The 13,196-nt window shown below is 35.8% G+C and carries 25 protein-coding genes; all 25 read right to left on the bottom strand.

The features are described from left to right. Positions 1 to 68: 68 nt before the first annotated feature. Positions 69 to 572, bottom strand: coding sequence for a hypothetical protein (locus IFU39_RS00315; protein WP_192130894.1), 504 nt, complete (start codon positions 570 to 572; stop codon positions 69 to 71). Between the two features lie 27 nt (positions 573 to 599). Then, entirely contained in the window at positions 600 to 1,631 is a 1,032-nt protein-coding gene (locus IFU39_RS00310) for a ribonucleotide-diphosphate reductase subunit beta (protein ID WP_192130893.1), read from the bottom strand. 43 nt (positions 1,632 to 1,674) lie between these two features. Further along, on the bottom strand, positions 1,675 to 3,981 hold the full coding sequence (locus IFU39_RS00305) for a ribonucleoside-diphosphate reductase subunit alpha (RefSeq protein ID WP_192130891.1): 2,307 nt from the start codon (positions 3,979 to 3,981) through the stop codon (positions 1,675 to 1,677). Positions 3,982 to 4,037: 56 nt separating this feature from the next. Next, on the bottom strand, positions 4,038 to 4,643 hold the full coding sequence (locus IFU39_RS00300; protein WP_192130889.1) for a hypothetical protein: 606 nt from the start codon (positions 4,641 to 4,643) through the stop codon (positions 4,038 to 4,040). A 239-nt stretch (positions 4,644 to 4,882) separates the two neighbouring features. After that, a complete protein-coding gene (locus tag IFU39_RS00295) occupies positions 4,883 to 5,092 on the bottom strand; it encodes a hypothetical protein (RefSeq protein WP_192130887.1) in 210 nt (69 codons plus the stop codon). Positions 5,093 to 5,180: 88 nt separating this feature from the next. Then, the gene (locus IFU39_RS00290) at positions 5,181 to 5,561 is read right to left on the bottom strand and encodes a hypothetical protein (RefSeq protein WP_192130885.1); all 381 of its coding nucleotides are present in this window, start codon (positions 5,559 to 5,561) and stop codon (positions 5,181 to 5,183) included. Between the two features lie 49 nt (positions 5,562 to 5,610). Continuing rightward, positions 5,611 to 5,775, bottom strand: coding sequence for a DUF3797 domain-containing protein (locus tag IFU39_RS00285; RefSeq protein WP_192130883.1), 165 nt, complete (start codon positions 5,773 to 5,775; stop codon positions 5,611 to 5,613). An 8-nt stretch (positions 5,776 to 5,783) separates the two neighbouring features. Next, positions 5,784 to 5,999: a hypothetical protein gene (locus IFU39_RS00280; protein WP_192130881.1), complete on the bottom strand. Its 216-nt coding sequence runs from the start codon at positions 5,997 to 5,999 to the stop codon at positions 5,784 to 5,786. 10 nt (positions 6,000 to 6,009) lie between these two features. After that, positions 6,010 to 6,366, bottom strand: a complete 357-nt coding sequence (locus tag IFU39_RS00275) for an Acb2/Tad1 domain-containing protein (RefSeq protein WP_244660841.1) — start codon at positions 6,364 to 6,366, stop codon at positions 6,010 to 6,012. A gap of 74 nt (positions 6,367 to 6,440) precedes the next feature. Next, positions 6,441 to 6,656 (bottom strand): hypothetical protein, encoded by a 216-nt coding sequence (locus IFU39_RS00270; protein WP_192130879.1) that lies wholly within the window; start codon positions 6,654 to 6,656, stop codon positions 6,441 to 6,443. Positions 6,657 to 6,668: 12 nt separating this feature from the next. Beyond that, positions 6,669 to 7,082, bottom strand: a complete 414-nt coding sequence (locus IFU39_RS00265) for a hypothetical protein (protein ID WP_192130877.1) — start codon at positions 7,080 to 7,082, stop codon at positions 6,669 to 6,671. Next, positions 7,082 to 8,008, bottom strand: a complete 927-nt coding sequence (locus IFU39_RS00260) for a hypothetical protein (RefSeq protein ID WP_197997651.1) — start codon at positions 8,006 to 8,008, stop codon at positions 7,082 to 7,084. Before IFU39_RS00260 ends, IFU39_RS00265 begins: the two co-directional genes overlap by 1 nt. A 230-nt stretch (positions 8,009 to 8,238) precedes the next feature. Then, entirely contained in the window at positions 8,239 to 8,496 is a 258-nt protein-coding gene (locus tag IFU39_RS00255; protein WP_192130875.1) for a hypothetical protein, read from the bottom strand. A gap of 38 nt (positions 8,497 to 8,534) precedes the next feature. Beyond that, complete coding sequence (locus IFU39_RS00250) at positions 8,535 to 8,816, bottom strand: hypothetical protein (RefSeq protein ID WP_192130873.1); 282 nt, start codon at positions 8,814 to 8,816, stop codon at positions 8,535 to 8,537. Positions 8,817 to 8,848: 32 nt separating this feature from the next. Further along, the gene (locus tag IFU39_RS00245) at positions 8,849 to 9,055 is read right to left on the bottom strand and encodes a hypothetical protein (RefSeq protein ID WP_192130871.1); all 207 of its coding nucleotides are present in this window, start codon (positions 9,053 to 9,055) and stop codon (positions 8,849 to 8,851) included. A 13-nt stretch (positions 9,056 to 9,068) separates the two neighbouring features. Next, positions 9,069 to 10,151 (bottom strand): hypothetical protein, encoded by a 1,083-nt coding sequence (locus IFU39_RS00240; RefSeq protein ID WP_192130869.1) that lies wholly within the window; start codon positions 10,149 to 10,151, stop codon positions 9,069 to 9,071. 10 nt (positions 10,152 to 10,161) lie between these two features. Further along, a complete protein-coding gene (locus IFU39_RS00235) occupies positions 10,162 to 10,704 on the bottom strand; it encodes a hypothetical protein (protein ID WP_192130868.1) in 543 nt (180 codons plus the stop codon). Between the two features lie 38 nt (positions 10,705 to 10,742). Next, positions 10,743 to 11,210: a hypothetical protein gene (locus IFU39_RS00230; RefSeq protein WP_192130866.1), complete on the bottom strand. Its 468-nt coding sequence runs from the start codon at positions 11,208 to 11,210 to the stop codon at positions 10,743 to 10,745. A 24-nt stretch (positions 11,211 to 11,234) separates the two neighbouring features. Next, positions 11,235 to 11,420, bottom strand: coding sequence for a hypothetical protein (locus tag IFU39_RS00225; protein ID WP_192130863.1), 186 nt, complete (start codon positions 11,418 to 11,420; stop codon positions 11,235 to 11,237). 15 nt (positions 11,421 to 11,435) lie between these two features. Further along, positions 11,436 to 11,591 (bottom strand): hypothetical protein, encoded by a 156-nt coding sequence (locus IFU39_RS00220; protein WP_192130862.1) that lies wholly within the window; start codon positions 11,589 to 11,591, stop codon positions 11,436 to 11,438. A gap of 36 nt (positions 11,592 to 11,627) precedes the next feature. After that, positions 11,628 to 11,915 carry a hypothetical protein gene (locus IFU39_RS00215; RefSeq protein WP_192130860.1) on the bottom strand — a complete coding sequence of 96 codons (288 nt, stop codon included), beginning with the start codon at positions 11,913 to 11,915 and terminating at the stop codon, positions 11,628 to 11,630. Then, a complete protein-coding gene (locus tag IFU39_RS00210) occupies positions 11,896 to 12,267 on the bottom strand; it encodes a hypothetical protein (RefSeq protein WP_192130858.1) in 372 nt (123 codons plus the stop codon). The genes IFU39_RS00215 and IFU39_RS00210 overlap by 20 nt, the downstream gene beginning before the upstream one ends. Positions 12,268 to 12,301: 34 nt before the next feature. Then, positions 12,302 to 12,544: a hypothetical protein gene (locus IFU39_RS00205; RefSeq protein ID WP_192130856.1), complete on the bottom strand. Its 243-nt coding sequence runs from the start codon at positions 12,542 to 12,544 to the stop codon at positions 12,302 to 12,304. Positions 12,545 to 12,580: 36 nt separating this feature from the next. Continuing rightward, a complete protein-coding gene (locus IFU39_RS00200) occupies positions 12,581 to 12,874 on the bottom strand; it encodes a hypothetical protein (RefSeq protein WP_192130854.1) in 294 nt (97 codons plus the stop codon). A 52-nt stretch (positions 12,875 to 12,926) separates the two neighbouring features. After that, positions 12,927 to 13,142, bottom strand: coding sequence for a hypothetical protein (locus IFU39_RS00195; protein ID WP_192130853.1), 216 nt, complete (start codon positions 13,140 to 13,142; stop codon positions 12,927 to 12,929). Positions 13,143 to 13,196 lie beyond the last annotated feature (54 nt).

The raw sequence follows: 13,196 nt of genomic DNA, 5'->3' as shown, positions 1-13,196 counted from the left end.
ATGTTATTTTTTGTTTTTCTCTTAATGTTCAAATTAAAAGGCAGTGGATTAACCACCGCCCATATGTATTAATTAAATCTTGATGCACCCAGTTTCGTCTGTCGTTCAATCTGACTTTTAATTTTAGGCTCTGGAGCGAATTCACTTTCCCACCAAGGTGGTTTAATCCATTTTCCTGTGTCATCAAATCTTGGTTTTCCATCTTCCCACAGTTTGCCTAGATTAGCATCATTGATATCGACCATGATTGGATCAAGGTCTACACCATTCATAACGGATGTCCCTCCAATAAAGTACCTAGCATCACCCAAAGCATCAACTTGATCTTCGATTGTTTCAGCTCCTAAGAATTCTGCGATTTCTTCGATGACATATGCTGATCGAGCGAGAACTTCACCGCCAAGACCTTGTGCTGAAAGGTTTTTCATCTTAGTAGACAATTTAGACAAAATGACTGAGTACTCGGTTGAAACTTCATCTCCAGTCAGTAATACAGGTATATCTGATACTTTACTGCCAAACTTCTCATGTACTTCTCTGATCATATAGAAATCATTCTTTTTATTTGTCATCATAAGCTCCCCATTAAGATATTTCAATTATAGATCATCAAATCCGTTATCATCGCCAACTTTACCATAGTTACGAGATTTTGCTTCAAAGAAATCAGTTTTTGTTGAGTTTAAAGCTTCATCTGAAAATGGCTTAATCCATGGCATACAATTCACATCTACACCTTCATATAGTTTGTCCATACCCATCAACTTTAGGCGTTTATTTGCTGTGTATTTGATATAATCGCTTAACTCATCTAAATCAATACTCTGAATTTCTTTGAGGGTATAATGTCCCCAATTTGTTTCAAGTTTAACGGCTTGATCAATTGTGTCGTATACATATTGCATGTTCTCAGGTGTGTTCAGTTCAGGGAAGTCCACCAGCAACTGTTTATACACTTCAGCAAAAAAGTAACAGTGTTGGTTTTCATCTCTTTGAATATAGCTAACCATTTGACTAGTCGCCATCATTTTCTGATCACGAGCCAGATTATAGAAAAAAGCAAACGTACTATAAAAGAAAATACCTTCTAGAATCAAATCGGCAACCATTGACTTAAAGAACGTTTGTGGATTAGGGTTGTCACGGAACTCTTGATAAATATTTGAAATGAATTGATTCCGCTCAAGTAATACAGGATCATGCTTCCAATACTCAAAAATTTCTTTCTGTTCTTGATCAGATACAATTGAGGAAAGCACATAGGAATAAGACTGATTATGTACAACTTCCTGCTGCCCAATGATTGCAGAGATTGCTTCCAACGATGAGTCTGTAAAATACCTTTTAACATCGCCAACAAACATTGTTTGCATTGAGTCCAATACTGCAAGCAGCGAAATGTTAATTTTAAATGTATCCTGTTCCACTTTATTAAGTTGAGTGAACTGTGAAGCGTCTTTAGACATGGGAATTTCATCTGCAATCCAATGATTAAGCAGCAAAACTTTGTAAAGTTTATACATGTGGGGCATTCGGATATCATTCCAGTTAAGGATACCCGAATTTTCTCCCTCAATAATGCGCGTAGATTTGTTAGGTGCATCTGTGTTGAAGATTTTCTGAATTTTCAATTACGTATTCTCCTTATATTTAACTAGCACATGACTCGTGACCTTAAACTGTTAAAGCTCTACTTCTAACATAATAGGTAGTTTTCATACCAGCTCTCCATGCATGAAGATGAAGCGCTAAAAAGTCAGTAGCTTTGATTTCTGGTCGAACGTAGAAGTTGAAGCTTTGTCCCTGATCGACGTGGCGCTGACGGGCAGCCGCCATATTAATGGAAGCATGTTGATCCACCATGAACGCCGTTTGGTAATAAGGGCTTGTTTTTTCGGACAGATCCGGAGCCGGATTGGCAATTTTGTACGTTGTTTTCTCTTCATATGAAATTAATTCATATAGTGGATCAATCGATGCAGTTGAACCAGCAATAATTGATGTAGATCCATTTGGGGCGATGGCGAACAACCAAGCATTTCGGATGCCGTTTTGCTGCACTTCAGCTTGAAGCTCTTTCCACTGTTCGGTGGTTATGTATTTTCCTTCTCGTTCACCTGATACATAATCTCTCTTAACAAAATACTCCCCTGTGTCCCAGTCAGAACCCTTAAATTTAGGATAGTGTCCTTTTTCTTTGGACAGCTCCATACTGGCTTTTACAAGTAGATAATTAATCTTTTCATACAGATTATCATTATATGTTACTGCTTCGTCAGACTCCCAATGAATGCCTTCGAGAGCAATCAGGTGGTGCAGTCCGAACGTTCCTAATCCAACAGCTCTATACTGTTCATTGGTGTATTGAGCTTGTAGTACATCAATATTGTTAATGTCGATTACATTGTCTAACATACGAGTTTGAATTGGAACAAGTCGCTCAAGAGCATTATTTGGCACTGCTCTAGACAAATTTATGGAGTTCAGATTACATACAACAAAATCACCGGGAATTTTAGAAATGATAATTCGTGTTTGTCCATCTTTGGTGACTAGTTCTTCTTTTTCAACAACAGTTGGAGACTGATTATTGAGTATTTCGGTACATAAATTGGAAGAATATACCATTCCGTGAACACTGTTAGTATTTGCGCGATTCACTGTATCACGATAGAACATATATGGTGTCCCAGTCTCTAATTGAGACTTCATCACACGCTTCATAATGTCAATTGCCTGAACAGTGATTCTTTGTAGCAAGGGATGACTTACTGCTTCTTCATATTTTTCTCTGAAGGTTCCTTTGCCCGATTCCTCGTCATAGAAGTCTTCCAATCCGAGTGATCTTCCATTGCTACCTTGCCATCCCATAATAGATTTTACTTCATGAGGACAGAATAGACTCCATTCTCCACGACTTTCCACTCTCTCCATAAACAAGTCAGGCAAGCAGACACCGTGAAAGATATCGTGCGCTCTCATTCGTTCATCGCCGTTGTTAAGTTTCAGGTCAAGAAACGCTAAAATATCTCGATGGAATACATCTAAATATACCGCAATGGCACCTTTACGTGTACCGAGTTGGTCTACACTGACGGCTGTATTGTTGAGTTGACGAATCCAAGGGATTACACCAGAACTAGTGTTTTTGTGTCCACGGATATCCGATCCACGAGCTCTGACTTTGCCAAGGTAGACTCCAATTCCTCCACCTGTCTTACTAAGTCGAGCTACATCAGAATTGGAATCAAAAATACCCTCAAGTGAATCATCTACTGTATCAATAAAACAACTGGATAATTGACCAGCAACCCTTTTACCAGCATTAGACATTGTAGGTGTAGCGGCTGTCATATACATGTTGCTCATTGCCCAATAAGATTCTTTGACTAGATCCATACGTTTGTCTTCAGGTTCTTTATGCATCAAGTACATCGCGATAACCATATATCTCTGCTGTGGGAGCTCCATTAGTTTCCCATCAAAGTCATGAGTCAAATATCTCTCAGTGAGAGTCAGCAACCCAATATAGTCGAATAGTAAATCATGTTCAGGATTTATGTATTCACCTAACTCTTCAATTTGCTCCTTTGAGTAGCATGAGAGTAGCTCTTCCCTAAAGATCCCCTTCTCAACTAAAGTTTGAATCATAGGATAAAACGAACCGTATGGTTCATCAACATAGGATTTATATTTCCGATTGTTTGCGGCCTTTTTGTATAGCTTTGTCAGTAGTCCTCTTGCAGCAACAAATTTCCAGTCTGGTTCTTCTTTTGTAATCAAGTCTAGCGCTGTCATTGAGAATGCTTCACTGATTTCCTCTGCTGTTACCTCGTCACGTCTTAGTTTACTATTTACACCTTTGATCAACTTGGACTTGTCTAATTCAAATCCACTCATTACTCTATCTGTATATGTATTAATTCTGTTTTCATCAAAAGCCAGTTGTCTGTTATTCGGTTTGTTTACTAATCGGGGCATTAAAATCCTCACTTTCAAATATCTCTGTCTTTGTAAAAGAATTATTTTTAACTTAATTAAATTGATCTAATATTTCTCAATTTTGCATTTAGAGCTTTTTCAAATTTTTCTATAAACTCTTTTCCATTTGCTTGGATATCTTTACATGTTACCTCAACTTTGTGAACTGTAATTGGCATCGAAGCACTGTTGTCTTTTTCTTCAATATGAATTTTAAACAGATCATTCTCTTCATTAAAAGGCTCAATAATAAACATAATGTCTGTATCATTCGGATTACCTGTTGAACTGGTATAGAAATCAATTGAATTTGAAATCCGAGCGTTTGGTATTTCAAAATATGTATAATGATCTTCTCCATAGGTACTTCTATAGTATGTTTCAGCGATCAGTTTACATTTCTTTGACATCTTTTTGAACGAAAATGTTCGGTGTGTCTTCTTGTTAAAGAAAGACTCATAGTCATTTAAATACTGATCTTCCTCGTTAGTGATAAACTTCAGTAATTCGATGTCTAAAAGAGCATCTTTTACAAATAGTATTGTTTGTTCTTCATCAGAAGTTACAAGTTTACTTTCTTTAAGTGAATCTAAGTATGCAACTTTACTTCCCCACTCATCGAACACATGCAGACCAACAACATCTCTATTACCTAATTTCAAATTCTTCTCTCCCTTGATTTTTTTTCATTTAACTGAGTTCTCTGGTATGGAAAACTACTCGATCAAACTCTCCCCAAGCATTCCTCCACACCTCTAGTCCATACTTATCAAACTCATCGAATTGCTTTTTACCTAATCTTTTCTTCAACGTCTTACTAATGTAGCCATCTTCATGCAATAAACTCTCATGCTCTGTGCCAATGTCATCTTTAAAACAATCAATAAGCACTCTAGATAAACTAAGTGTTGCTTCGTTTAGTTGAATTGCTTTTCCACTCCCTTCCCTTCAAACCCTTCATTTCCAAGTGATTTTTTACTTGAAAATACTCTTTGGTTGATTGTTCCATATTATTGGTTGCGAGATGTTGTCGATCAATAGCCATATTCAATGCTTCCAAACTTTTTTTTAAAGTATCCAGTGATTTTTGAAGCCGATTATTTCTATCCATTTTCAACACCTCTTCTTAGTTGTTGTTTACTTTCCAAGCATACTTCATAATTATTATATTGTCAATGTTATTTTATCATTTATAAACTTTAATTTCTTGGTGTTAGGTTGAATTTAATAGTACCAAACAATGTATCGTTTGCGCTCCCGGTAAAGTTATCCAATACGTGCTCATTCTCTTTATCAGTGTGTTCCACGATGAGCACATTATATTTCTGGTCGTAATGCATACCTCCCAGTTTAAATACAACAGGCATAGCCAACGAAGACGCTGCTGTTGTAATAGCTTGAACTAACTCTGATTCATGTTTTTCTCTAATAGTGGTGTATATCCCATCTGGAAGAGTTAGTGTATAAGGGGTACTATCAACATTAAAAGTGAATGTGTTGTTGCTTGAAGTGATGGTAACCTGTTTGTTTATCTCTACTGATCCCCACACTTGTTGTCCGTATGTAGCTATAATGCTCATCTCCTCTTATTTATATATTTTTCAATTCTTTATGAAAGGTACAATTTACTTACTTATTGGTGTCTACTTCAATTTTCCATCCACACTTACATGAACGAAAGAATATATTGTCATCAATATTTAATACGCCTTCTCCGTTCCCAACTTTATCGTTTCCACATTCTTTACAGTCTGAATACTTATCCATTAGTTCCGCTGCTTTTAATAGGTTCATATTTTCTCCTATACTTGATATCGTTTAACTGTTTCTTTAACATGAGTAACTTCAAAAGTATCAAATCCTGAACGTTTCACTTCTTTGGCAATGATATCTGGAGAAGGTAAGCTCTCATGATGTGTCTTGACAATCTTTGCCCGATCACCATTTAGAGCAGCATCGTCAGCATTCATCATTTCAAGGACATAGTATTCTTCTGTTTCGCCATCGTATTGTTTCATGCAGTCCCTCCTATTCATTACGAGCGATTCCAGCATTCGCCCAAAATACAGCCTGTTCAAGATTTGTCATTGCCAATGATTTCTCCCGACTATTTGGAACTGTATCTTCTAGTAGATATGCTAACTCCTTTGCTGCATTGCGAATCTGCTCATACTTCCGAGGTTGTCCTTCTTTTGGGGAATGGTAAGAAAAGTTGTTTTCAATAGTAATGTTGTATCTATTTTTTGTAAAGAACGCCACTTCACCCACAATCATGTGTCTAAACTTATAGGTATAGTCGTTATGAATGTGTTCAAAGTTCCCATTTGGAATACTCTCAACTTCACCAATTAAGTTTCCTGTACCTAGTTCAACGCATTTAATCATTTATATTTCTCCTTTAATTGTTTTGATAAAATTTGACTTTCATCAACATTCCAACTTCTAAAAACCCTTATGTATCAACGTTTTTCTGACTCAAGCAATTCTAAAATTTCTTTATATGCGAACAACCGTCCAAACTTCCTTCCATGGCTACGTCCCATCTCATAGCAATCATCAAAATTACCTCCTGACCAGTCTTTAGGATTATAGTCCTCTTCATCCTCTTGATTGATCTGATCTACATGTTCTTGTAATGCATCAATCTTATCTCTCAGTGATTTAGCAATGTCCAAGCTAATGCCTCCTTAGTTATTCAACATGTTCGCAATCTCATCAAGTTCAAGCTCAACCTTCTTATCATCAGACAGTAATTTATCAAGCTTTGCTTCCATGATTTTAAGTTTCTGTTCTTCGTCTTTGCTACTAATGAATTCAAGTTTAGACTTCAAATCTCCAATCCAATCTGCAATGTTATATCCACTAATGGAGTACTGTTCTAGAAGTCCCAAATCAATTGCAGATGCAGCATAAGAATTAAGTTTTACTAGTAACGAGATGAGTTGTTCTTTTGTTAATGTTTGAATGTTAATTCTCACTCCATCTAACTCAATAGAACAATTAGTCACAGGAGTAAACTTTTTAGATTTACTTACTGATTTCTTCTTTTCTTCAATCTGCTTTTTCAATTCAAGAATCTTGGAATCATTTAAATTTGCCATTAATGTTCATCTCCGATTTCGTGTAGTTTCCCATTTGTGAGATATTTGTTCCTGTATCTTGGTTGAAACTTATTCCAAATCTCTTCTAATGTTCCTCTGTAAAGTATATTTTCTTTTGTTTCATATCCGCTTCCCCATCTGGATGGTACTCTTGTCTTAGTTGCAATAACATAGTTCTCGCTTTCGCGATTCTCTCTTTTCACCTCTGCCATACCGTCTTTATGGTTCTCGATGTAAACAGATGTGCCGTAAAACCAAGCACCTTCTTTCTCTTTTACCTTATCGATGAATCTGTTTTTATCATAAATAATATATTCATCTTTACTTTCATCGTAAGGAGAGTAATGACTACTTTTTTCTAACAAATCGAACATTTCTGCGTAGTCATCAGTGCACTCTTCTGTGATAATTTCAATGATTCGATCTCCTAGAGATTTTATATTCAATAGATATAAATCTTCTTTTTTGCGATAGTTGATTGTCTTTTTCGCAAAGATGTATTGTTTACCCTTGTTGACGTTCACGGTATAGCTACTCTGGCGAACATCTTCGGGGCTGACCCATTTTGTGTCCCAATATTCAAACCTACCCATATATATAAACTCTCGATTATCCTTGGTTCGATAAGTTGCTCCAATAATTAATTCTTTAGATTTTATATAACTTTTCTCATGTAGGATATTATTAAACTTAGATATTTCTTTATAGTCTGGAGATTCTACGGGTAAAAGTACAAGGTCTTTACCATCCCATCCGTAAATGAATTCACCCTCAAGTCCCTTACCTTTAATTGAGTTTGCATTTTCTAGTATGTATAATAGGTTCTCAATTGTAATCTCAAATTCAAATCCTCTTGGGTCATACACCCTTACATATGCCTGACGATGATTCCAGTCAGATACATAGTCTCCGACTTTTTTATTCAATACAAAACCTGATGTTGGAATATTCTCGTGGTCAATAGGGTCAATTTTCTTATCACGCCAATTCTCCCATGAAGTCTCTTTGCGAACCTTTCCTTTTACATCATAGTAAGTAACATAAGCTAATGTTTTCGTATATGTATTATCTCTATTTTGAAACCCTACTTTAATCTTCTGTGGTACGAATATGTTCGTTTTTATTTCTCATCATTCCTTTCTAATAGATGTAAGTTTCATCTTTGTCTTTTAATCCATTCTCCATGTATCTCACTCCAGCATTGATCATGACCTTTGATAGATATATAGTCAGGGATCAGATAAGTATCTTGCACACCATACTGTCCTAATTCAATAACATATTTTCCATTTGTAATTAGATCTTCAACCCACACTGCATATTCATTGTTTTTCTCTTTATCTGATAACTTATTCCACTCATCTGTTAACAACTGAGCAGTCTCGATTCTATTAAGGCTTAACTTCGAATCCATTTTTTAACCTCCAATTTCCTTTGAAATACGCCTTTCATTTAAATCTGCTCATCAACTAAGATTTTACAAACCTTGTTGTGGTATTGGTTGTTGTAATCCTCTTCAGTTGTGAATTTATAACTTTTAACTACAAATATCTTCAACTCGCCTAGTCCCTCTTTGTAGTTTTTACCTTGATTAAAGGTCATGTATTCAATAGTTGATCCAATAGGAGGCAAGAAGTCCAATGGATTAACCCAACCATAATACTGACCACCATCACTGTGTTTATTAACAATCTCGCCTTCGCAAATCAATTCAAATTTAGTATTGTTACTCATCGAATACCCCCTGTTCCAATAAAATCTCACTTTTACTTCAATGTTAATCCCTTTACTCTGTAATAGTCGTCATTTTCGTAAGTATACCCCTCCACTTTTTTGGTGCTATTCAATATAATTTGCAAATCATTTGTCTCTGGATCTACCAAAATCGTTTTAATTAGTACATCATCAGGCAATTGATATAGAGTCCTAATGTTTTCTTCAGTCATAAATACTTTTCCGATGAATCTTTCCACTAACTATCCCCTCCTAAAATCTGTAATCGTTCAACATCCGATAAGAAGTCACCAAAACGATTAGTCCGTTCAAAATCCATATAAATATCCATGCGCCATTGCTTGTGTCTATTTGAAGATAATTGAAGTCAGCAAATTGTTTGCGTACAAACTTATCTTCAACAAGTTTCCCTACATCCTTTATGACTGAAGGAAAGTCATTTAGATTGTCCAAATTCATTATGTAATCTCTTGCTTCTAGCTTTAAAACCTCTACTTCACTCCACGAAAATGAATATACCCAAACTGCTTTATTATCTTCGTCTACAGAGAAAGCAACTACGAAATCATTCTTATTGCCGCCTTCCCATTTGTCCTGCAATGCAAAACCATAGCTTGGATCTTTATTGACTCCAACATTAACAAAAATAATGTTTACCTGTTTCCACGACATTGATTTGCCGGGTTTCTCAGGATTAGGCACTGGTTTGTTGAGCTGTGAATTTACTTCTGAAAGAACGGTTAGCGATTTATCTTTATTTATCACGTCACCAACAATTCTATCCACGTATATGTAATCACGCATTGCTTCAGGATAATCAGGTAGATTGGGAAACTTATCTAAATCTATATCGTCATGCTTGAAAATCGAATAAGATGCTTGAACTTTATTCTCATATGTATGTGTTGAAGCTGTTGGAGTATTATAAGGCCACAACACTTTTAGTTCTTCGGTTGTATTAGGCCATTTGTCGTTTAATTTTCTACCATCGGGAGAGACATGTACCTGAACTCTCCCGTTATCAGTAGTTTTAATATAATTTGTAGCATCGTGATGTTCCCAATAGCCGGGAGTTGTAGAGCACACATTGTCATTTGAGCAGCTAGTTACGGGTTGATGCCATTCATCCCACTCTTCATTGTGTTCCCATCCGATTACACGACCAGACCAAACTTCAGTTGCTGTAGTCTGACTTGAGCAATCAATAAATACAATTAGTGGAGTGAAAATAAATGATACTAAGACAGCTCCTAAAGCCAGTCCCCATCTCGCTTTTGTTGCAAATCTAACTAGAAGAACTAGTGCTAACACTCCTACACATATAAACATTGCCATTTAGATGCTCCTATTTCAGATCAATTACATCTGCTTTTTTAGTCTTAAAGGCATCCTGTGTTTGCTCCGATGTAATAACATATTTGTTCATGTCATAAGTCGTTCTTTGTGTGATTGAAGCCATAATAAAGTGAACTTTGATATATGTATTATATTCTCTGATAATGTCTGTAATTTGCTTCTGGTTATTATCGAATTGCTGTCTTCCTGCTGAGATTTCCCTTTGAAGTTGACTGTAAACTGATGTATCTAATTGAGGGTTTTGTTCTTGTACCATCTTAAAGAGGAGCCCTTGATCATCATATCTTCCAGCAATAAGTCCAGTGTATACATCCTTAATTTGTTCTGCTTGTAGATCTGTTACCTGAGTCATCTCTTTAAATTTCTTCCACATGTTATCGTAATTAGATTGATTGCTAACATACTGTGCTTCAATTCTTTCTTCAAGTTTTACTGCTGTATTACGATGACTCCAAATTGTTCCTACACTAATTGCTATGACTAGAATTAAGACCCCAATAATGATTCCAATGCTGATAAGTGCTTTTTTCATATATTCACTCCGTTTTCTTTATCAAATATATCTTTCACTTAAAATACTAAAATGTAAGTCATGTATCCAAAATATGTAGTCCACATAATGGCCTTCAACACGCTGCTATATGTCACACTTTTACGGCTTTGAAGTTTCGCTTTCTCAATAACAATTTCTGAATCGGTCATGTCTTTAACTTTTTTCTTAAGTGATGCTTGAATCCATGTAAAGATGAAGAACAGAATCGCAAGCAGTGTTGGAATCTTAATTGGATCAAATCCAATAGCAACAACCAAATAAATCACTTCAACTATAGTCAACAATAAAGCCATAATCAGCGGCAAGCAGCCATCCTTCATAAAACCATCAACCACTTTACTCTTATATTCACTGTCTGCTCTTTTCCCTTCTACCTCTGAAATTTCAAGTAGTTTTAGCTTCTTGCCCGTCTCTGAGAACAGTGGCCCTTTAAAGATCATATACAAATTCAAAGCAAAGAATAAAATGGACAGAAAAATCATCATATTATTAAATCACTCCTAATATTTTTATGGATGAATCCAAGCACAAATTTCATCTGCACGAAGCAGTTCACAAAGCTGATTTAGATTGCACTTTCGTTTAACCGCATCCCACAAAGAACCCTTATAACCAAACTCTTTCTCGCAAAATTCTACAGCCTCATCTACTTCTGTAAAAGTCTTCTCTTCATTCTCTAGATCGATAATCAACATTTTTTCAATTCTCCTCTATGTATATTTTCCAATTTCCTGTTGATCGTGAATAATATCTAATGCTTCTTGTAGGCCAAGACTTTCACCTTCGTAAGCCAGAGCATCAGTCTCTTCGTAGTATGTAATTGTATCTCCGATTTCTTCTTTAATTTTCTCAATCAATTCGTCCATATCTATGTCTCCTTTCCGATTGAAAACTTATGTTGACTATACTGGCTGTACCTCAATAATGTCCCTAGCCTTCAGTTGGTCATAATCACACAAGCTATCTTTAATCCAATCTACAAATGTATTGTCTACTTGCTTAAACTCTACAATCCTCAATTCAATATAATCATCTTCGTCAATAAATCTATGAGTTTCTCCGTTACTACACATTTCCTCATATACTTCTTGAGGATTATAGTTTCTTGAAAATTCGATTGCAGCGTAATCACTACCGCAAACATACAAGTAAATACTCTTCTCATTCTTGCTATTCAAATAGTTTGGCATCAATATTTTCCTCCCTCAAACGCACTTCCTTATGTATTTCAAGACTTGAATAAGCAACAGGTTGAATTCCGAAACCATATTTTTTCTTTCTGACCATTTCCTTCTCTGCGCGTTCTACGTTTACACGAAGCGCCTTGTCAAAAGATTTCTTAGATGTCACAGTTTTCTCATCATATAGAATTCCTTCAGGATCGCTCCGATAGTCCCACACACCACCTAACACTTCATTACCTTCATCATCAATTCGAATTTCCAATGCTAATCCCAAAGGATGAAAAAACTGACGATTTGCTTCAAACAGATATCCCTTTTCTCTGAATTCTTTAATGTCTATGTATTGGGTATCGCTCATTTATTGCCGCCCCTTTCTCTGTGAAACCACTATTTTATAGACTTGCTATCTTTTTAGCTGCCTTGAAAAGCGATACCATTTCGGGATCATCTGTGATAAGTAGTGCTAATGAGTTAGAGCTCTTCTTCCAGACCGATTCTTCGTAGATATCGATATGACTAAGAGCAAGTTGGCTGTGCTCGAATCCTAATTTACTTGTTATAAATTTGACCATCTCATCCGCAAGTTCATGACCACTTAACTTGATATTTAATTTAGAAAAATCTATCGATGCCATTTCATAGCTCCTTCTCATTTAACATTTTTTACAAACTTAGAATGCAACCTTGCCATTTTCATCGTAAATATCAAAATATTCGCCACAGTATTGATACATACTTTCTCTTAGTTCAATGATTCTTTTAAGTGTCTTATACTGATACACCTTCATGCCTTGATGTTTTTCGGTTAACCCTTTGAATGAACCACGATAAAAACGTGAAAAATCATGGTGTTTGTAGATGGCTCTATCATCGCTCATAAACTTTCTTTCGGGGATCGATGTATCGTCAGTTTTGACAATCTCAGGAATAGCCCTTTCTTCTGGCTCTTTGCGCAAATAATACATTTACATTCTCCTTTCATTTTTAATAAATCTTGTATTTCAACAAGATAATTTGTTAAATTTCTTCTCGGTACAATTTTCTAATTAATCTTTGAGACTTTAATAGACCCACTTCGACACCAACCAAAAATGACTCTCTATCCTTTAGGGCAAGGTTGTTGGGATCTCTATCTAATTCACTTAAGACAAAGTCCTTTTCTTGTGAAATTTCTAGTTTTTCTCGCTTAAGTTCGTTTCTAAGTTTGTGAATCTTTTTTTCTTTGAAAAACATATGTACCTCCCACTATGTATCAAGGATTTTTAATTGTTCTGATCCGTCTTTTCA

Origin of the sequence: Paenibacillus sp. CFBP 13594 (assembly GCF_014842675.1) — a bacterium.
GTDB classification, from domain to species: Bacteria; Bacillota; Bacilli; order Paenibacillales; family Paenibacillaceae; genus Paenibacillus; species Paenibacillus amylolyticus_B.
Note: the sequence above shows the minus strand (reverse complement) of the source record. Positions and strands in the feature narration are given on the sequence as shown.